We start from the raw sequence: 20,482 nt of genomic DNA, 5'->3' as shown, positions 1-20,482 counted from the left end.
TCAAGGCCGATTGTAGATTTCTCATTTTCTTGGGAGGGGACATGAAACGGAATATTTTAATTGCTAGCTCTATGGCGATCCTGTGCCTGGGGTCGGTCGCTCATGGTGCTGATACCCCTGTATGGCCCGAACCAGATTCCCTTCGAAACGTGTCGGTCTGCGATGCGTATGGCAAGGGGTATTATTATATACCGGGCACTGAGACGTGTCTGCGACTGCATGGTTATATCCGCGATACCTTGCAAGGCGGAGGAGACGTGAACGGCCGTAATATTACGGAAAAGGCGGGAACGGCCGTATATCAAAGTTCCAATAGACGAAAGAGCTGGGACAATTCGGTTCGGTTCACATTAAGAGCGTCTACAGCATCGGAAACAGAGCTCGGAACCCTTGAAACCTTTGCGGAAGCGCGTTTTCAATGGGATAATGGTACCGATGCAGACTCCACCGGCACTCTCCAGTATGGCTACATCAACCTTGGTGGGCTTCGAATCGGACTTGATCAATCCGTCTTTGTTTCATTTGTCGGTGCATTGGGAGAGGTTAACAACGATGATGTAATCCTCGCCGGTGGTTATCGTACTGGGCTTATAAGCTACACTTATAGTGCACCGAACGGGGTTTCTGCGATTGTGTCACTGGAACAGGGAAACAATAAAGATACTGATGGGAAATATGGGTATGACGGAACGATTACGGGTTATAGTCCTCATATCGTCGCCGGCTTAAAGTACGCACAAGGATGGGGATCGATTATAACAGTTGCGGCATATGATGCACGTAATCAAACGTGGGCAGGTAAATTGCGTGGTAACTTCAATTTAACTGACAGGCTTTCCCTATGGGCGATGGCTGGCTACAAATCGAACAAAGACCCATATATGGATGTCAAAGGGGATAGTGACCAATTCGTCGGCCGCGTGCGTGCAATCAACAGTTTCTATGGCCAATGGGGCGGTGACTGGGCTGCATGGGGAGGACTAGCGTATAAGATGACTAAGAGTTCGATTCTTAACGCTGAACTCGCGGTCGATGCCTCACAAACGATCTATACAACCGCGAATGTGGCCTACGAGCTTGTGCCGGGATTAACAATAAATCCGGAGGTGTCTTATGTCCACAGGGGTGACAAAAAATCGCTCCAAAGCGGCACCAGTTCTTGGCAAGGATTGATCCTGTTTCAACGAACATTCTAAAGCACGAATGAAAGACCGATGGACAAACTGCCCTCGGTCTTTCTCTTACGCGGCATCAAATTCACTCCGTCCTATTGCGTGACATCGGCGATTTAAAGTATTCGTGAAGCTTCGCAAATGAAGAATACATGTTCGCTGAACTGTACTGCATGCCCCACCTAACGTTCCAAACCAACATCGCGCTGGCTGTATAAAGAGCGTGGGATTAATTGAAGAAAGAGGTGTCAGCCAACTACCGCGCTTTGATTTCGCTGACATAGAATTTGGATAACACGGCGAGCATCTTTCTTACTGTAGGTGATGAGATGCTGTAGTAAACATTCTGTGCGTCGCGGCGCGCAGTAACCAGGTTAACTGATCGCAGTCTTCCAAGGTGCTGTGACAATGTAGACTGACTAAGGTCAGCGATGCGGGCAAGTTCACCGACACTTATTTCACCGTTTATCAAATGATCCAAAATAATCAATCGGGTTTTGTTCGCAAGCGCTTTCAAAAGATCAGTCAATTCATCAATATTTTCAATAAGCCTGGAGCTGCGATGTTTAATGTCCATGCAGAATGACTCCGTAAATGAGAAATATAATATATAAATAAATAATGTGTAGGATAATAACAGATCCATAAAATGAGTAAAAGAGATTTATCGTAGTATTCGGTTTCATTTAACATCCCCGGAATATTAGGAGAAATTACTGTGATATTTCGGGAATTTTTTATGGTTATTGTAATGATATCTTATATCTAAATATTCCATTTATGCCTCTTTTAATTGAAAGGGCGTAACCGTAACGACTTGGTTATATTATGCAATTCTCTTCTACTATCGATTCCTAGGATAGGGATCGCTGAATCGATCGTAAATAGGAGCGTTGACGGCGAAATAATATCTGAGTTCTTTCTTTTAAAGTAGAATATAAAATTTCGAATATTATAGAAAATGGTTATTTAGAGAATTTAGATAATATTGTATGCGTTATTTGCTATTGACTTGTTATTTTAACCTAAGTATATTCTATATCGTTTTGATAGCAATATTATTGCAATTGGTGCATCTCGATATACTTAATAATTTTGATATGACGAAATTATAATTGGTACTGCGCGCAGGTGCTTATTTTCAATGCAGGCTCGATACAAGGAGACGAACCTGCGGGGGCAATAGAAGATAGCGGGGGCAGCGGGATATTCGCGTTTACTCCAGGGGTACGTTGTCTTCGAATAAGCGGTTTGGAAGACCGACCAACCGCGAGGCACTTAAGTCTGAGCTGAATGATAAGTTGGGGCTTCTGGTTCAGTACAGAAAAAATTCAGCGTTGGTGACGGGGGTATCAGCGCCGAACTTAGCTTAGGTGTTGTAGCAAGCGGGTGTCCTCCTAACGCCCGTCTGAAGGGCAGTGGACGACTTCTGGGCGGAAAGCTGGGAATTCCGCCAAGTGGTCGCTCCGCTGCCCGTTCATTCGATGACGATATTGTTTCGTACCGGGGGGTGATGCACAGCGTTCAGACCACTGGGGACCGAGTGCTCGTTAACTTATATTTCCCGCAATTAAATAGGATTGCGGGAAGGATGGCTTTTGTATTTGCTATATAAAGGACCAGGCTAAACCGGTTCTGAACTGGAGATGCTTGGTTCTGTGAGCATTTGCATTGCCACCCGCCCGTGCAGGGCTCACGGAATGAAGGATGCCGCCCATCCCAAGCCCCCCAACTTGGGCAGCATCCTTCACCCATCTTCAGGGGCGCTACATTGGAGTGCCGACATATGCATCACGGCTCTAGTTCAATCCCTCGATAGATTCAGAGGTGGTTTGTTAGCACTGAATAATCCTACATCTATGTCGTGTTTCCTGAGAAAGAGTGTTTCCTCTGGAAGTGAAGATGTTGAAATAGCAGCTCCGCAGCAGCGTCGGGAGAAGGGGCAGAGCGACCTTTCGATGTCGAAAAGGCCCCCGGTACTCATTGCTTCTATTGACCCTTTCACAACGGTCGTCGTCGAAGCGTCGAAGCGTCGAAGCGTCGGAGGGAGAAGACGCGGAAATCGTCAGCGTATTTCATCTGAAAGAGTGACTGTCGCGATGAGCTTTCTGTCTCTAAGGATCGACATTGGCCCGTTATTGAGTAGACCTAGTAGTTCGGCGGATGTGGATGGGAAAGATGCAGTCGCTGACTCGAGCTTTAAGACCGGGATTAAAGGATGGTCGTCACCAGCCATAATCTCTTTTCGCATTATTGCCATAGCGGTTTTAGCATCTTCCATGTTGGAGAAAAAGCTACCCGACCAGTCAGAGATATTATCGTATGTGACTGCAAAAATACGCAAGGCAATGTCAGTCATGGAATGTAATCCTTCGACATTACGGGTTTCTCCTTACTTAGAGGTTGCAAATTTCGAGGGGGGTAAGTTTGCCGATGATCCGGTGTCATTCTCGCCGATGGATCCGTCAACGACCTTCATACTATTGTAGTGATAGACCCTTGTCTTCCTGTTAGAAACGACAGGACACAGAGAAATCTCACCGGGAATATTCGCAACCCAACCCGTCTAAAGCTGTAAAGATCCACATCAACAGCGTTACAGTGCCGGGATTTGGTGCGTCAAAAATCTTCTGTCGAATTTAGTTTATTATGATTTCAGCGATCATAAACAAATAACATATAAACTTGATTGATGATTATCCTGAGTAGTGTTATATATTTGCCACCAGACCAAGAAATATTGTATATAAGCTGATAAATATATTTATATTACTAATTTAGACGGATATGAAATATTCAGTATTCTAATATTACATAAATTAATAAGTAAATTGCATTGAAAGGTATACTTATTAATATTGGTAAATTGAGTTATAAATAAATGGGTGGGAGTTTTTTCTATGAAGTGGGAACCTTTTTGCGAAAGCATTCAGACCTCCACAAATCCGGAAGATCTGATGTTTCACATTGAGAGCTTTGCCGTCATCAACGGCTTCTCGCATGTGTCATATATTGCCCATATTCCGTGTTTCGAAAAAAAACCAAGGCAGATTCATTTTAGCAATCTCCCGGAATATCAATTTTCTGCAGAGGCAAAGGGCTATCGAGATGATGAGTATGTTGTTCGTTATGGGCGTAACAGTATTGAGCCACTCATTTGGTCGGAACGCGTGTTCAAGGATTCTGCCCTCATAGGAATAAACGCGCAAAGATTGGGCCTTACGAGCGGCGTGTCGCAACCGTGCTGGGCGGCAAGGGGCGTGTTCGGAATACTGACACTATTGCGTGGAGGACGCGAATTTACAGATGAAGAAATTACCACCTTAAGGAGCCCCTTACGAATAGTGGGTAACCTCCTCCATCTTGCGATGTTTGAATACCTCGACATTGATCAATTCCACAGCGCTGCAGAAATCTCGCTGACTTTTCGAGAGCGCGAGATTTTGCGGTGGACCAGTGAGGGAAAAACGGCTGTTATCATTGGTAACATTCTTTGTATTTCTCCCCGTACAGTCAATTTCCATATTTCTAATGTCCTCGCAAAGTTAGCGGCCGCCAACAAAACTGAAGCCGTCAGTAAAGCGCGTAGTTTGGGCATTCTGTGACTGTGACCCGATCTAACGTGACGAACAATTGAGTTGCAACTCAAGAAGAGCTATGCAGCCCGCAACATCGCGTCAGTATTATGCCGGATGTGTGAATATACCTGCCAAAGTGTAGATTGGCTATCTCAACCAAAAGACTGGTTTAAAAGGTGGCCGTGACGATGATTGTATCCACATAATCGCCCGGTGCAGGGGCTTTAGCGAGCGGAGCAATGATTTGGGTACAGACCTGGAGATTGTCTACGAGATTGACTGTGTTTCCGGTGCCAGAAAGCACTGAATGATCGTCCCATACGATTTTGCAGCCCGGTTGTAGTGTTTGATAAGGCAAGTAGTTTCCGTTAGATTTTACGCGAGCGATCCCATTTTCTGCGTTGTTGCCTTTACTCAGGCTAATTACGTAGGGGGTTCGATAGGTGCAACGAATTCCTATATTTCCGTACGCTCGTATTTGGCCTTCTTTCGCAGAAGCGATATCTAGACTGCCCTGCGTTCCGAAGTCGATGTCTTGGAGATTTTCCAACTGGCAGGCATCGTTCACTGTCGCGTTTACATTGAAACTGGTGAAAATTGTCCCGTCAGGATTAGAAAGTCCAGAGCTGCACGAGGATTTTAAGCCATCACCGAATTTGTATTCGGTAACGAGCACAAAACTGTTGGTATAGATACCGGAGCGAACACGGTCTTGCTGCTGTCTGTCGAGGTAGGTCAGAGTAAACTGCTGGGAGGGTGTCGTCGACGGATTTTGAGGAGACCAGCCATTTGTGAAATGAGTCCAGCCTGCCGTGGCTTGTCCGCCCCCAAAAGCCGATAGCGGAGAATTTGCTTGGTTTGGCAGGCGCATCTGCCAAGCCAAGCGCGTATTTGAGTCCTGCGTTTGAAAAAACGTATGGATAGAATGATTGTTCGCTGCTTGAATGTAAGCACAAAATTGAATGCTGGTATATCTTGTGGGTGCGTTACATTCATATTCGAGATTTCCGGTCGTTGATGCGGCAGAATTGGCGATGATATCGACTCTTGTGTCACCAAAGGATCCCATCGATCGCAGCACGCATGTTCCGCTGCTTGCTGCGGCTGCTGGCGCCACAAAGGATATTGCAGGAATTACAAGCAGGTGGCTGAGGAGTATTGATCTTGCGGCCGCCAAATATGAATTGCTGCGTGGCCAGAAGATTGATCGTTGGTGTGAGTTGATAAAGTGCATCATTTTTCTCCATTATCCAAACACTTTACATCGGAGATTTCGGGAAGGTTGCCTTCAACAGGGCGGTAGTTAAAACGGGCATGGCAGATGCCTGCACCCTCCGGCAATGTCACTGTGAGTGAATTGTCCGCAGATAGTCCCGTAAGCCATACCCGGCCGTCATAGCCCAAAACGAAAGCGGTGCCGCTCGCATCTAATCTGACCTCGGAACCTACCGGAAGCGTATTACCGCGTGTGTCGGTGAGGACAATCGTAGCGCCGTTTGCCTTTTCAGCCCTGAAATCGACGGTAACACCCGAGTGATCGGCTGGCATCACAATACTCTGTGTGGTTTCTGGTTGGAGATCGAGCGGAAGATTTGCAGGATCAATTGCAATGGTGTTGTATTGGAAGGATTGTAAGTCCGGCAAAAAGGCGCGTCCGGCATAATTGGTCGTAGCCACCTGTCGCCCGTTCATTGATACGGGAAGGTTCGGTCCACCGCCCTTCACGACTGCAAATCCATCGTTGACCCGATTGACGAAGAAGATTCCGCCGCCAGCAATCACGAGTGCACCGTCGAGGGTGCTGGTCACACGTCCCTGATCTTGAGACTGATCGACTGATGCTGAAACTTCACCGACAGAACTGCGATATTTGATGGAAGCCGAGCGGCTTCCGTGGCCCTTTATTGTTTCGCGGTCTCTTAACGACCAACTGATAGGATCCTGCCCCAGCAAGGCCGATTTGGTCAGGCTTGTTTCGAGGCCGTCTTTTGAGGCGTTGACCGAGGCCGTCATGTTTCTATCCAGGGGAACGCTTAATCCCGCAAAAAACCCGAAATCTTTATGTCTATCGAGATTGGTATAGCCGGTGACATAGAGCGAGGCGGTAGTAAATACGGTTCTGGTCCAAGCGATGTTTATAAGACTGGCATTGCCATCTTTTCCTGCTCCCCGAATGCGGGAGTAGTTCACACTCACGGACGAAGGATCGAATGAGAGTGGGAATGAAAGCCCGATACTGTCGATGCTTTTTGCGCGCGCTGAAACTGGGGAGAGGGCATCATGTCGTCGGTCGACAATAAGACCTACATCGTTGTAGTCGCCAAAACTGCGAGACGAGTTGGCATAGAGCAGATAGCCATTGTAACCTGTCATGTAGCTAAAGGAAACGCGGCCTCCTTTTTCGGCACTCTGGTCGGCTTTGTAGTGACTTAGAAGTGCAGAAACATTTAGATTGCCGATCTGCCCAAGACTTGTGGAGAAACCTAGGCCACCATTGATCAATCCACGCGTTGCTTCGAGGTGGCCTGTGAGCGTCAGCCAGTCCGTCATACCGTAGCGTACACTGGCAGCTCCAGCGATGTCATGATCATAGTCGAAAGAAGCTTGACCGTATCGCAAACGCGGAAAACCTAACTCCGTCGAAAAATCGAAATAATCTTTCGCCAACATTTCCGCGCCGAAATAGTAGACCTGTCTGGTGCGCGTCTCCCGGCCGAGAGCGTCGTGAAGTACAAGCACGGCGTCACCATTACTGATATATGGAATACCGCTGAAATCAAAAGGTCCAGCCGGTACGTCCCCGGAATAGATTTTGATATTGTTCAGATAGAGATCGAGCGTCGAGGGAACGGACGTCGTTCCGGACAAATTGGGAACTGGAGCGGTGACCAGGTCGGAACGAATATCAAAGTTTCGCCGAAACTGGAAGCCACCGAAGCGCCAAGAAGAGGTCCCAGAAAGACCTCCGGAAACTCCATCGCCGAGCTGATAGACCAGTGCGTTTACCGGATCCGTATAGCGCCATGAACTGTCGAGCCGCGTCACTCCGGTAGCGAGTTCGTCGATTTTACTGAAAGCAGGATCGAAGCGCGCGAAGGCTGATGATGAGATAACGCCAACGGAACTGACAAAGCGAGCATCGAAGCTGCCGCTGAAAGCTTTATGAGAACCGGCGCCCCAACCGGACGCGGCGTAGAGGCTATAATTGAGAACAAAGCTTGGACTGGATCGAACGGCTGAAAAGTCGACTGGCTTATCAATAGGCCCTAAATCGATGCGAAGCGGAATACGGGCATTGTCTGGTGCGGTGATACGGATGATCTGATTAACGTCATCATATTGCCATTGTACACCATTGAGTGTGTCGAGATCTATGAGCCCGTCTGAGCCGATTACTCCTACACTTGGTCTAATCCCAGCAGTTTGTAGGTCGCCAGGAGTTGCTGCAAAACGCCCATCACGTCGTCGTTTGAAACTGGCCTGCACGCCGGTTGAACGCTCGTTCATGATGACCCCAAGAACAAAGTTCTGTAATGTTTGGTCATCGGTCAACCCTTCATCGGCGGTCGAACGCTCAACGCTGAGGCAGATCAGACAGCTGCAGATTGCTAGACGGATCAAGCTACTGTCCGGACACCACCGCAGTCTTATTAACCGCATAGTCGTCCCCTTTAGCTGTAATCGTCACGTGAGAGCCAGCCTTGATGGCACCCGAGGCAGAAGACCAGCGCATCGTGCTGCCTGGCAGAACATAACCATTGAGGCCAGCGCCGAAGTGAAGACTGTTTTTCCCTGCCGTAATTGTCAAATCGGCGATTTTTGCGTGTCGATTGCCATTATTCGCCGCGACGACATCAAGGCTTGTGCCGCGGCGACGAACGGTCCAACTGAGGTCCGCAGTTGCCGCTCGGTCGGAAAAAAACACCGGGATGGAATAACGGGTAACAAACTGTACGGAAGTGTTGCGCCGCCGCACATTGATATTGGGAAGTTCATCAATGAGCAGACGGTAGTCTTCTTCGCCCTTTATTGAGTCAGCGTTGAGATGTGCCAATCGGATTGTGTAAGTACTACCCGGAAGCACCGTGGTAGCTGGGGGACTTGCAACGACATTCGTTGCAGGTGTTAAGCGATCCTGCCCGTTGACTTGAGACCATTTGTAAATCCGCACTTGCACGTTGGTCGGATCGTCATCAGTATTTCGAAGGTTGATTGAGGCGGTTCTGTTGGGGACTGTAAGGTCGAGTGTTACCGGTGAAACTTGCAGGGCGGCGGCATGGGCAGGAACAATCGACAACGCAGCTAACCCGGATAGGAACAACCCAAATAAGTGTGTGGATCTGCTCATAAGTTATTGGTCCTCAACGATTTGTGGCTAATCTCAATGCCTAGAGATAGCGATTTAACCAACCGAGCCAGGTCCATCACTTGCTTGCACCTATTTAAGGTTGGCGGTGTCGACGGAGTGCTAGGGAATGCCGCTCGAATGGTACACGCAACTAGCGGGCGCAACACAGGGATGACGTCAAGCAGACAGGCCTAGTCCATAGATTTTGAACATTTCCGGGTCGGTTGGAGTGAATGCTTGATCGTCATCAGTTTAAATACGTGTTCGACTGCTCTAGTAGTTCACCTCCACCACGACAGTATCCGTATAAGCTCCTGCCGAAGGGGTCTTTTGCTGTGGGATCTGGCCATAAATTCCATACTTCTGAACAGTTCCGGATCCGGGCGTGGATGGTACGTAAAGACCGCGTCCGCCTTCTGAGCCGTCTAGCCAGATCGATTTGCGAGCTGCATCGGTATAAAGATAGTAGCTAACGTATTCCGAGCCGGACTTCATGCGTCTTGTATGCTGAGTGGTATAGTCCAGCGGGTTTAAGCCGGGTCCAAGTCCAATAGAATATGGGATCCCGTTTGAACACTGAACTTGAATGTTAGTAGCAGGATCAGTCTGGGCATTATGAAAAGTATCATTCAAGTTATCGAGCGTTCCAAAATCCATAATAGAATTATTACCACTCGTGACAGTGCAAGACGCACGGATTGCGACTTTCACCTGTAAGCTTCCCGTCGCCTTACCCGCTTGTGCCGCACCGATTGTGCCCGCACTAAATAGTAGTAGAGATAGAGCGAAGTAGCTGCGTTTTATATGCATAATTGTCTCCGTACTGTCCGGTTTAAGATGAGGCTGTTTTCTCAGCAGCCCGTGTTGGAAATTGATGGAAGAAGAGAGTGAATGCGTAAGCTCTCTGGATGTTAGCCGTGCTAGCGGGCTACCGGTTGCATGACCGTTCCCGCACTGTAATTCAGACGATAAGAAGTGTGAGGAGTTCTGCCATAGTAATCGGCATACACGGAAATAAGAACTAAGAGGCAATTCAACGAAGTGACTATGTCTTCTTGCTCGTCTGGTGTTTGATCGTGGGCACCTTTGATGCCTGTTCTGTCTGCTAGAATTCAGTGTTCGAACTTATCGAACGGAGGCAGAGGTTCGTCGCGATCTAAAAGACCGATAAGATAAGTAAATAAACATGAATACATTAGGAACAGTGAGAAAATACGAAATATATACATTGTATAATATATCCCCTGTTCGACTCAAAGCTTTATCTTCAGTCATGGAATAAATATATTCGAAGAGATTATTATTCAACGGCAACAAATAGTATATGCTATTGTGGCCCCTATTTTTTACCAAATTTTATTTATTCCTTTTCTCAAGGGGGTCATTTTGGAGGTAAAGAATCTGTGTCTTCTCAGGCTATCGTATGCGGTCGATTTTGGGGCGCCTACAATGGAAGTAATCTTTTCGAGGGCAGAACCTCTTATTTGGAAGATCATACGGGAGTGATCGCGCCAAGAGGTCGAACTCGAGAAGCCGCGGCTATGTCTCGATACTGCAGAGCAGTAAAAATAGTGGCGATAAACTAGGGATATGAGGATGCAATCGGATGTGTAGAATTGACGGAGATTAAAATAAGCGTTGTTGGGTGAGTATTCTGATGGTCACATTCTCCAAGACATTTACCTGCCACGAAGATATCAAGCAGTTTTCTTATTTTACCGAGGATTTTAAAAATGAAGAATTCAAAATCGAAAAGCTGATCATCGACGCCAATGCCATCGGCGCACTTGTCTGGGTGACAAGTTCTGACAGGTTTAATGTACCCATGTTGTTGCTTGACCGATTGACCCAGTCGCTTGGGTTTGTGGTTCTTCAGGAAATTTGTCGTCAACGAAAAAAACCGGCCCGGCTGATTTTCATTCGTTCGATGGAATGGACTTTTTCTGGTCCAATTCGACCTTCTCACATTTTGAGTATAACTGCGATGCATCGAAGCCATCAAGAGTCGGACAAGAAAGAACTTTTCGAAATTCGGGGCGGCATCAATAACCGCGCGTTATTTAAAATCTTAATTGATGTCATTGGGTATTCAAAATAATTTTGAAGGTGCATAATTTTCATGTTTGAGCGAGAGGTGCTTGGAAGCATCTATTACTATCTTATAAGCGATGTGAGTGAGCGACTGGCGTCGCTTCCTTGTCGGCTTATCCCTCCAACGGTCCGGAATGATCTTGTTCAATCCGCTTTTCTCCCTTTGTTGCGCCGCGTTTGGGAACGCCTGTTGCTGGTTGAAATGAATCTTGCCGAGGCTGAAGGTTTACTGGAAGGAAAGACCTCGGAAGATAGGTTCGAATTCTTTGCAACGGAGGTAATAAAGCCGAAAAACTTCTCGGTCCTTTTGGAGAAATACAAAGGATTAATGCCGCGCTGGCGACGACAGCTTCATTGTCTTGCAGGCAGCCTCGAATTACTTCTTTCCCGCGTTGATTCAGATATCGTTTTGGTCGCCGCGGATTTATACGAAGACTATGGCGAAATCATCGTTACAAAGATCGAATTGGTGGGTGATCCGCATCGGCGTCAGCAGCAAACGGCGCGAATATTCTACAAAAAAGCAGATAATATTACGAGAGCTGTCTATTACAAGCCGCGCAGCCTCGCTGTTGATGTTGGATTGGTTGCTTTCTTTGCTTGGTGGAACCAGCATGCTCCCATTGATCACTTTATTCCCAAAGCATTACAAAAAAATGGGTATGGATGGACCTGTGCAGCGGAATGGCGACCGTGCGATTGTGAGGACGAGGTACGCGCGTATTATAGACGCTATGGTTCGCTGATAGCCCTTACGCACATCTTCGGCTCCAAAGACCTCCACTGCGAAAATATTGTGGCAGCGGGGCCATATCCGGTTATTGTCGATAACGAGACAATGTTTTCTGGTCGTTTACAGGCTTGGCGAGAGCGGTTTCACCTGTATTCGTCTTTACTGCTGCCCGTGCATCATATGAGCGATTTTGTTGAAATCAGCCCCTTGATGGCGCGCGGGGGGATGGAGACCGACGCTGAATTATTAGTCAATCCGCAGAGGCGGGAAAGTGACCTGCGTCTCGAGCCGAAAAGGATGACAACTCGCAAATACGGTTGTGAAGCATGGTTGCGGGATGTTCCGATTGAGGACTTCTCAGCATACGATACTTCTCTTATAGACGGTACACGGGAGACGATGCGGTTTATTTTTGAGAATGCGGACAATATCCTCGAGAAGCTCAAAGACACGATGAACGGGGCAAGTGTCCGGATGCTCGTTCGAGCAACGGAGACCTATGCGAAAGTTTTGCGTAACAGTTGGCATCCCGATGCAATGATACACGGTGAGGAGCAGTGCGAGTTTTTGAAGCTGTGCGGATCCTCAATGGACGCTGACATTACCGCATCGGAACTAGACCAATTGCAAGTTGGTGACATCCCATATTTCGAGATGATGTTTGAAAGTTTGGAACTAATAGATGACTGCGGCCAAATACTTCCAGTCGATGTTCGACATTCACCGATTGAAAATGTTGAGATGCGGCTGGCATGTCTTACGTCAGATTCTGCCGAGGATGCGATAACTGACTTGCGGTACGCTCTGACCGCCTATCGTCTGAGGCGTGGCGACGATAGGCCAGCTAAAGGCAGAACATACGGTGGTTTATGCAACTTGTCACATGCCGATTGGTTTGACGCTCTCGCCAGAACCACGCTAGACCGGGTTTTAAGCGACGCCCTTTTGGTCGACGGAGAGTATCTGTGGCGAACATTGATAACGGTTGGCAACGGCGATGTTAAGGCAGGGCTTACCGGCGATGACCTATACGATGGCGTTGCGGGTCTTGCTCTTGCTTTCTATCTCGCAGGTTTGCGCCTTAAAGAAGAACGCTATCTTAGGTTTGCTGAAACTCTCGCAAATCAAGTCGCTGACAATCTCAATGCTTGTCCTGGTGCAACATGGGGTGCATTGAAAGGGTCATTGGGATCGCTATGGGCTGTTAGTTTCATTAGACAAGAAAAACTCATGCACCTGCTACCGTGTGTACAAACCACGTTATCAAAATTGTGTTTCGGTCTGCTTTCGAAGGAATGGAAGCAGTACGATGATCTTGATTATACTAGCGGTGCCAGTGGAACATTGGGAATGCTTCTACGCCTTCATGACCTTTACCATAAATTTTCGGTCGCGAGGGAAATCCAAACGCTTGCCACTTTGGTTTTTGAACGGATTGTTGCTTTCGCAATATCGCTCCGAGACGACGAAACATCGCTTGGATATGCGCACGGTACGGCTGGCGTATCGGCTATGCTGGCTCAATATATGAAGAAGTTCGGGGAGCACGATGGGGCCCGATCAGTGATTGTCAGTAATCTGTTCCGGGAAACAGCTTTGCGTACTGATCGTGGGTGGCCGCGGTTTGATACGGACCGGACCGAGAGTTGCTCCTGGTGTCATGGTACGAACGGCATAGGCTTTTCTCGTATAGAGTTACGGCGCTATATGACAGATGATGCGTTTGTCGACGACATGAACGTAGTTATTTCGCGCATCGGTGATCGACAACGATCACTTGGTGTCTGTCACGGCATGATGGCTGATTATTATCTGGTACGAGCACTGGGAAGTAGTGGATCTAATATTTTGGCGCGGATCCGGCATCAGTCAGAAACTGGTGGGATTACAACAAACTTTGATCTTAATGATTTTGAGATTGTTGGCGCGATGACTGGAGTGACAAGTTTCATAGCTGGAGCGGCCATATTGTCGAATACAACAACGCTTTTTTGACGACCGAGAACCGATCACTTGATCTTAATGTGAGAGGGCGAGACTAATCTCGAGATGGAGACGTCAAAAATAGTTTGAAATTGGGTTTTTTGGCGCAGCTACTTGCCATGTCATCGCGATACTTCCGTGGCTTACGGTAACGCTTTAAAGCAAAGCCGTAAGAAAGGTTCAGCGCTCAGAAATGCGGGAATGATCTTGGGATTTGAACGGACCGGGAAGCGTGTAAAATAGCTCCGGACCTCAATGAGATCCTCTTAGAGAAAACCTACAAATCTCGATCAATTAAATCTATTCAGGAGATTTAAATGCTATCCAAATTTTATAATTTTGAACTGACAAAAGGTATTATCGGAGAACGAGTAATCGTCAAGGAAAGCAGCGTTCTCTGCACACGTGAAGACTGTAACTCTTTGTCGCCAGAGTGTTGATTCAATCTGCCGCTTTCCTCTGAGCGATTTCTTGGTCTTGATGAGTTTATGCTCCTCTACCGGCCAGTACTTGATGTCTCTAGGTTGATTATAAGTTGGTTCACTCAGAGAGAACCCCTTCAGGCGAAAACCGGTCTCTCGCCTGAAGGCGCCATGGCTCGCGGTGCTATCAGCGGAGTGAAAGGAAACCAAAGTTAATGTGGCCGCAATCACATGCTTCTAGTCAACTTTCATCGACTGTACTTGAGGCTCGATGTGAGTAGAGCCAAAGCTTGCCACCTTCACGCCGGCCAAATAGCTACATCTATAACCAAGATTCCCAAATTAAGCCGCCATATCCGTCATCAGTGTAACCGCTCAACAACTCATAAGGGTCAAAACGTTGAGGCATCGGACGTATTATTGGGTGAGGCGCGAATTGAAGATTTATCTTGAGCCTTTGAGGTGCGGAGAATGTGCACAGATGGTTACGCGCTGGAATGCTTGCTTCAGACATACGAACGCTTCTTACGCGGTAAATTTTAGTATGTGAGCGTGTTGTGAGAACGGTGTGATTAACGCTGCGTGGCAACGGAACAGGAGGCTCGGAGGACCTGGCCACTTTGTCGATGGCTCGCGGTGGACGGACTGGCTCTTCAGTCAGGAACGTACTCTCCAGGTTCTCCTTAAAAAAAATAGTGCGGGGGCGTGGTATGGGTGGACCCGACACTTGAAGGTGCAGATCTGGTTTTGACTGCCTCGGTTCAACGACGGATCTGTTGGTTGGTGTTTCAACCTTGAATCGTACGGATTTGGATCTTTGTTGTGAATAAGGGCCAACTTTGTCTCGCGTCAATTGCTCAGCTTGCCCCGTTTCTTTCACCGCTTGCGCGTTAGACATATCTGCACTCGCTTCTCGCGCTGCAATCGAAGTATCTTCAAGTCCCGAGATGAGATAGGTCATCAATGGCATCACATTGTCTCCAATTTGACATTGGTAGGGTCAATTTTCAACTTCAGCTGGCTTGTCCTTTTGGGCTTTCCCTGCACTGAAATGTGACCCTAAGGGCCGGCCCGGCGGCGGCCTTAGGGCTTCAGTCGTCCTCTCCGTCAACCTCCGGCATTAGTTTCTGGTTTTTTCATGCGCCCAGGTCGAAAACTAATCCCAATTGTCTCCATATCTGTCTTCGTCAGTTATCTCGTCATCAGATATCTGAAAGGTAACCGACTTCGGGCTGTTCGATGGATGTAGTGGACAGTATGGAGCGTGGCTGGCTGCCATGTTCTTTTCATAACGACCAGGTTTTGGCCCGCCAGTTTGTGCTTGTGCACTTCTTGACGTTCCTGCCGTTTGCCCAATTCCTCGGCTGTCAGCAGCAGTTGGCGAAAAAGGTGGAGGTGGCGGCGGACCTTTAGGCGGCCTAACCGGAGGCAGGTCTCGCCTATTATCTGAGATGTTCGTCGTCGAGTGATTGTCAATTCGCCTCTGCTTGTTTCGAAGTTCGGCAATCTTTGGGTCCGAAGGTCCGGCAACGTCGCCGTAGCTTGGAAGAACTGGATTGATCACTTCTCGTGCGGAAGGCGGCGGCGCTGGCAACGCTGCGGGATCCGTTTCGGTATATGCGGGCGAGCCGACGCTCACATTATTGAAGTTGTTGTTTACAGATTTTTTTCTAAAAAACCCAGGTAGGACCAAGGCAATGCTTGCAACCATACTGGATATTGCGCTCGCTTCCTGCAAACTGTTTGATTTTGACGTATTGGAATTATAATAGGCAATACTCGCAATTTCGGTTCCCAGCGCACTTCCTGCCGCGACAGTCGCAACGCCGGTGAGAAAGATACGGGCCATCATTCTTCCCGTCACTTCCTCAGCTGCCGCTGCTGCTGCGATTGCTCCGCCGCCCGTTACAAGGGCTGCTCCGAGCAGGGCTAGGTCAAATACCGCTGACAACCATTTGGTGGCGGGAACATGACCGGATGGATCAGAAAAATTCACCGGATCGTTGTGTGCGTAGTTGTATGAATTGAGCCCGCCTCGTCCAAAGGGGCTCCAGCTATCAGGAGAAGTGAACCGTTTCAAGACTGGACTATAAGCCCTATAGCCATTGCCAAGATGATAGTACTCTGTTGCGCCGTCGATTGGCTGCCCATTGTAGCGCATTACGGATGTGCCGCTGTCAGGCGCCGCATCTCCAAACGGATCGTAATTATACTCTTCTCCGATATCATTATATAGAACTGAGTGACTTGCATCTACGGCGAACAGGGAAATGCTTGTTGGGCCGTCTCTTTGGGCAACAAGTGCACCACTATTTGCATATAGGAACCGTCTGAAGCTTGAGGCTTGCCCCGCTGTTGTGCGCTCGGTGATTAGCATATCGTTAAGGTAGTAACGATCGCGGATCGTCTTACTTTCAGCTATTGTTCGAAGGCGGTTTAGAGCGTCGTAAACATAGACCAATTGCGCGGGCTTGCGGTATTCACCAAGTGTCTGCAATCGCCCGAACACGTCATACTGTAGTTCCATGCCGTTATGGTCGTAGACGAGGCGCCCACAAGCGTCGTAACGCAATGTCATGCGTGGCTGATAATCTGGATGTGTGTTGGCCACAGACACCAGCTGGCAGGGATCGGTACTACTGAAAGAAAAGGTTGCAATGTTGTAGGAGAAATCGGTGAACTGTGTCTTCAAACTTATGATATTGCCAAACGCATCGTAGTCATAAGTCTGGAAAGTAATCTTATTGCCATATGCATCCGTTGATCGTGCGGTTCCGTCTTGTAGATAGGTTTGCAAACGGTATCGATGGTCGTATCTGAAGTGTTCTGTTGTAATCTCCACGTTGTCTGGCTGGTCCGCTTTGAACTGACTTCGCGTGCGGCTGTCGACTTGCCCAATATTGTTATAGGTCTGGGCAACACGAATAATCATTCCGTCAGATGTCTTAATATCGCGTTGCGTTTCTCGATGGAACTGATCGTATTGAAGGGTGGTTTCAAGGGACCGTGGCTCAGTGACTTTCCATCCATCGACGCGGCTTAAACTATCATAACTTAACGAAAAAACGGTGATACCGTCATCGATCTTCGTCATCCGTCCGTAATCGTCGTAACTCAAGGTCGCCGTGTCGCCTCCGACATCAGTATAGGTTAATAAGCGACCTTCCTGCGAATAGGTGTAAGCAGTCTCTAAGTTGCCTGTAGGGCCGCCGAAAACTTCTTTGGTTAGTCTGCCAAACCCGTCATAGGACATTGCGATGTTTAATCCGCCCAAATCTGCCGTTTGGCGGGCATTGACGAGAAGCCCCGTCGCTGTATCGTATTCGAAGGTCTGTGCCGATTCACCACTCGTCACAGATTTTACGGCATTAGAGAGTTCTGCAATATAGGTGTAAGTCGTCGTCTGGCCGGATGCGTCAATTATAGAGGACGGCATTGGGTTGGTTTCGTCGTAAGTGTAAGTCTGCTTTCGACCTCCCACAGTCTCTTCTTGTACACGAAACAATCCATCATAGCTTCGTGTGCCAACAACTGTACTATTTATCGAGATCTGAGTGATAAGCGGGTGTTCTGTGAAGGAAGCATATTGGCGGTCAATGATAGTTCCGTCACTTAAGGTGATGCGGACCGGACGGTGGCGATCGTCGTAATCGAACAAAGTGACCTGTTTGTTTCTGTCGGTATATTTGCGTAGACGCCTCAAACCGTCATAATCGCACTCGACTGTCGATACGACCTTACCAGCGGCATCTTGAATTTCAGCGTTTGTCATCAGTCCCGAGGCGGCAAAGCCGAGAACGCGCTGTCCTTCGCTGTCGCTTCCTATCTTGTCTATGATGCGCCGCTGCACGGGCATTTTTTGTGTTTGTTGTTTCCAGCCGCTTGTATATTGCGATTTGAAGATCTGCCCCCAGTCATCGTAGGAAAAAGTGTTACTGTTGCTGATAGCCTGAGCGCTGCTTCCTGTGCGCGGGATAGAGTCAAATAGATGCGCTTGATAAATTCGTCCGAGAGCGTCGAAGTCTTGCCTCAGACCTTCTTCCCAGTTTGGAGTGCCGGAGGTTTTAAGAGCCTTAGCCTGACCGATCATCCGCCTCAAACCGTCGTACCAGGCCTTAGTCAGTACACCGGTGCCGGAATCTGCAATCGCCACCGGCGTTTTAACCTTGCTCGAACCAACCAGCTCGCTTGCGTAGGAGTAAGCGACAGCTGATTCAAAATCTGAACCAACTGCTGAGCGACTTTCGATCAGCCGCACGAGGCTATCGTATTTGTAAGTGGACTTTATTCCGAGAGCATCCGTTTCCGCTAAAATTACGCCTTCGCAGGTGGAGAGCGTCGAAGCGGTCTGCACGGACAAGCCATCGTGGGTCTCAAATAACGTCGTCTGCTCGACTGTACGCGCGGAATGATCGTGGACATAGCTATATGTTGTAGAAGACTCGAAATAGCTGGGAGGGAGACCTGCCGCAAGCGCGGACGCGGGATTCCCGTTGGTGACGTAAACTTTCTCGCTAACCTTCTTAATCCGACCATGGTCAACACTGCTCGGTTGATCAATATATTCTGAGGTTGACACGTTGAGCTGAGTATCGCCGGAAAACGACGAGGTTGTTGATGGCAATATCGCCCAGCCGAGCGCTTGGCCGTCTTGGTCAGATGTATTTAGTTTGATGTAGGTGTAGTCCGTCCGCAATGTGGGTGAAGTATAGGCGTCGGGGGGAGGGGTGCTGGTTTCAGATTTCACAAAGCGTATGATTTTATTCGGATTGGGCGACTTATCGCAATTCGGCAAATCACCGTCTGCCGGGTAGTAAGTTCTGGTGGTTACGATTCCGTCCGGACCGGTCGTCGAAGTGAGGTTTCCCCACTCATCATATTCTGTAAGTGTAACCTGATCCTGTTGTGAAGGCGTGTTGTCCTTTGCAACGAAACTTAACTTTTTCTTGGTCGAAAACTGATATTGCGGTAGCTGCTTTTCGAATGCCTTGGTAGTATCTGCATATCCATATTCATAGGTTTCAGTTTGGATATTCTTGTTCGTTTCTGTGTCTTGTCGATACATCAGGTGAAACAGATTGAAGTTTTGAGTGATTGTTGTGTAAGCACCTGTACTGTCTTCGAGAATAGACTGAGCCCAATATGTATAGCTGCGGACCGAGGCTAAGAATAGATTGTCATCGTCCGGCTTCCATTGGTTGATGCCGGAATTTCCACCGCCGAGGTAGTTTGTATTGGAGTACTTATATTGAGTTGTGATTGAAGGCTGCCCGGCATTAGGAGACTGAACGACCTTTATGACCTGCGGGAGTGTTCCAAGACCGGAGCAGGCCGGTGTTGCAAACCCTTGTGCCTTATAGGTTGCCTCTTCTACCGACCCGCTCGGTCCGGTAACTTTATTGAGGTAACCGATTGTTTCATCATAATTAAATGCCCAGTTCTGATCGCTAATGGTGAGACCACTAAGATGATGAACAAACCCGCCGGTCAATTGGAAGACCATCATGCGCTCATGAGGTGTTCCCTTCCAAAGAACGATCGTAGTCTTTAACTGGGGCGTGTTGTAGTCGACGCTTAACAGAGGGTTACTATCGTTGTAAGAGTCACTAATCGACTTTATCCTGGGGTTGCTCCCACCAAGATCGGTCCATTCAAATGTTAGTTTCTGTCCGAGCGGCGTATAGTGAGCGATTGGAACTTTGAGTGAGCTTCCATATTTCTTGCCAGACAGAATTGTCACTTCGCCGCTTTTGTGCACGACGCGGTAACCGTCATCGCCAAGCTGTTCGAATGACGTGGTGATAAGGGGTTGCTGTCGTATGGTCACTGACGAGCCTGTATCAGTGATCTTATAGGTCTCACCAGTTGACAGATACAGCGTTCGCGTATTCCTGTCGTAGACCGTCCAGCTTAAAGACCAACCGGCTCCAAAGCCTTGATCGATCGGATTTGTAGGCTCATAGGACAGCGTAAGCGGGAGATAAGGTCCAGCCAGATCATTTCCCACCAGTTTTCCCAGGGAGATCGAGGCCGTATAAACGCCGCGGCGCATATCGACACTGCCACCCACCGCCGAGTAAAAGTTCCCAGCCTGCGTGAAATCGTTTGCCATTATCAGCTCCTGAAAGCGATTAAATATGTTTCAATGTTGGTAA

Annotated in this window: 11 protein-coding genes; 4 read left to right on the top strand and 7 right to left on the bottom strand. The window is 48.1% G+C overall.

The window, feature by feature from the left end; all coding sequences use genetic code 11:
- Window positions 1-41 precede the first annotated feature (41 nt).
- On the top strand, window positions 42-1,196 hold the full coding sequence (locus tag QSJ70_RS23910; protein ID WP_285540271.1) for a porin: 1,155 nt from the start codon (window positions 42-44) through the stop codon (window positions 1,194-1,196).
- A gap of 232 nt (window positions 1,197-1,428) precedes the next feature.
- Here the strand turns inward: QSJ70_RS23910 and QSJ70_RS23905 are convergent, their stop codons facing one another.
- Both QSJ70_RS23905 and QSJ70_RS23900 read right to left on the bottom strand, forming a co-directional pair.
- The gene (locus QSJ70_RS23905) at window positions 1,429-1,749 is read right to left on the bottom strand and encodes an ArsR/SmtB family transcription factor (protein ID WP_285540269.1); all 321 of its coding nucleotides are present in this window, start codon (window positions 1,747-1,749) and stop codon (window positions 1,429-1,431) included.
- Between the two features lie 1,488 nt (window positions 1,750-3,237).
- Window positions 3,238-3,531, bottom strand: coding sequence for a hypothetical protein (locus QSJ70_RS23900; RefSeq protein WP_285540267.1), 294 nt, complete (start codon window positions 3,529-3,531; stop codon window positions 3,238-3,240).
- A 541-nt stretch (window positions 3,532-4,072) separates the two neighbouring features.
- On the opposite strand from QSJ70_RS23900, the gene QSJ70_RS23895 reads away from it, so the two are divergent.
- A complete protein-coding gene (locus QSJ70_RS23895; RefSeq protein ID WP_285540265.1) occupies window positions 4,073-4,777 on the top strand; it encodes an autoinducer binding domain-containing protein in 705 nt (234 codons plus the stop codon).
- A gap of 142 nt (window positions 4,778-4,919) precedes the next feature.
- Here the strand turns inward: QSJ70_RS23895 and QSJ70_RS23890 are convergent, their stop codons facing one another.
- The 4 genes from QSJ70_RS23890 to QSJ70_RS23875 all read right to left on the bottom strand — a co-directional run bounded on the left by QSJ70_RS23890 (window position 4,920) and on the right by QSJ70_RS23875 (window position 9,908).
- Window positions 4,920-5,987: a Csu type fimbrial protein gene (locus QSJ70_RS23890; protein WP_285540263.1), complete on the bottom strand. Its 1,068-nt coding sequence runs from the start codon at window positions 5,985-5,987 to the stop codon at window positions 4,920-4,922.
- Window positions 5,984-8,371, bottom strand: a complete 2,388-nt coding sequence (locus tag QSJ70_RS23885) for a fimbria/pilus outer membrane usher protein (RefSeq protein ID WP_285540260.1) — start codon at window positions 8,369-8,371, stop codon at window positions 5,984-5,986. Before QSJ70_RS23885 ends, QSJ70_RS23890 begins: the two co-directional genes overlap by 4 nt.
- Before the next feature lies 1 nt (window position 8,372).
- A complete protein-coding gene (locus QSJ70_RS23880; RefSeq protein WP_285540259.1) occupies window positions 8,373-9,098 on the bottom strand; it encodes a fimbrial biogenesis chaperone in 726 nt (241 codons plus the stop codon).
- A gap of 273 nt (window positions 9,099-9,371) precedes the next feature.
- Window positions 9,372-9,908 (bottom strand): Csu type fimbrial protein, encoded by a 537-nt coding sequence (locus tag QSJ70_RS23875; protein ID WP_285540257.1) that lies wholly within the window; start codon window positions 9,906-9,908, stop codon window positions 9,372-9,374.
- Window positions 9,909-10,755: 847 nt separating this feature from the next.
- Between QSJ70_RS23875 and QSJ70_RS23870 the strand changes: the two genes are divergently transcribed.
- Together QSJ70_RS23870 and lanM are read left to right on the top strand one after the other, a co-directional pair.
- Complete coding sequence (locus QSJ70_RS23870) at window positions 10,756-11,196, top strand: hypothetical protein (RefSeq protein WP_285540255.1); 441 nt, start codon at window positions 10,756-10,758, stop codon at window positions 11,194-11,196.
- Between the two features lie 21 nt (window positions 11,197-11,217).
- Window positions 11,218-13,917: a type 2 lanthipeptide synthetase LanM gene (gene lanM / locus QSJ70_RS23865; RefSeq protein ID WP_285540253.1), complete on the top strand. Its 2,700-nt coding sequence runs from the start codon at window positions 11,218-11,220 to the stop codon at window positions 13,915-13,917.
- A gap of 1,566 nt (window positions 13,918-15,483) precedes the next feature.
- Here the strand turns inward: lanM and QSJ70_RS23860 are convergent.
- Window positions 15,484-20,439 carry an RHS repeat-associated core domain-containing protein gene (locus QSJ70_RS23860; protein ID WP_285540252.1) on the bottom strand — a complete coding sequence of 1,652 codons (4,956 nt, stop codon included), beginning with the start codon at window positions 20,437-20,439 and terminating at the stop codon, window positions 15,484-15,486.
- Between the last annotated feature and the right edge of the window lie 43 nt (window positions 20,440-20,482).

The organism is Brucella sp. NBRC 12950 (genome assembly GCF_030268145.1).
Classification (GTDB): Bacteria; Pseudomonadota; Alphaproteobacteria; order Rhizobiales; family Rhizobiaceae; genus Brucella.
This window is presented reverse-complemented; position numbering and strand designations above follow the sequence as displayed.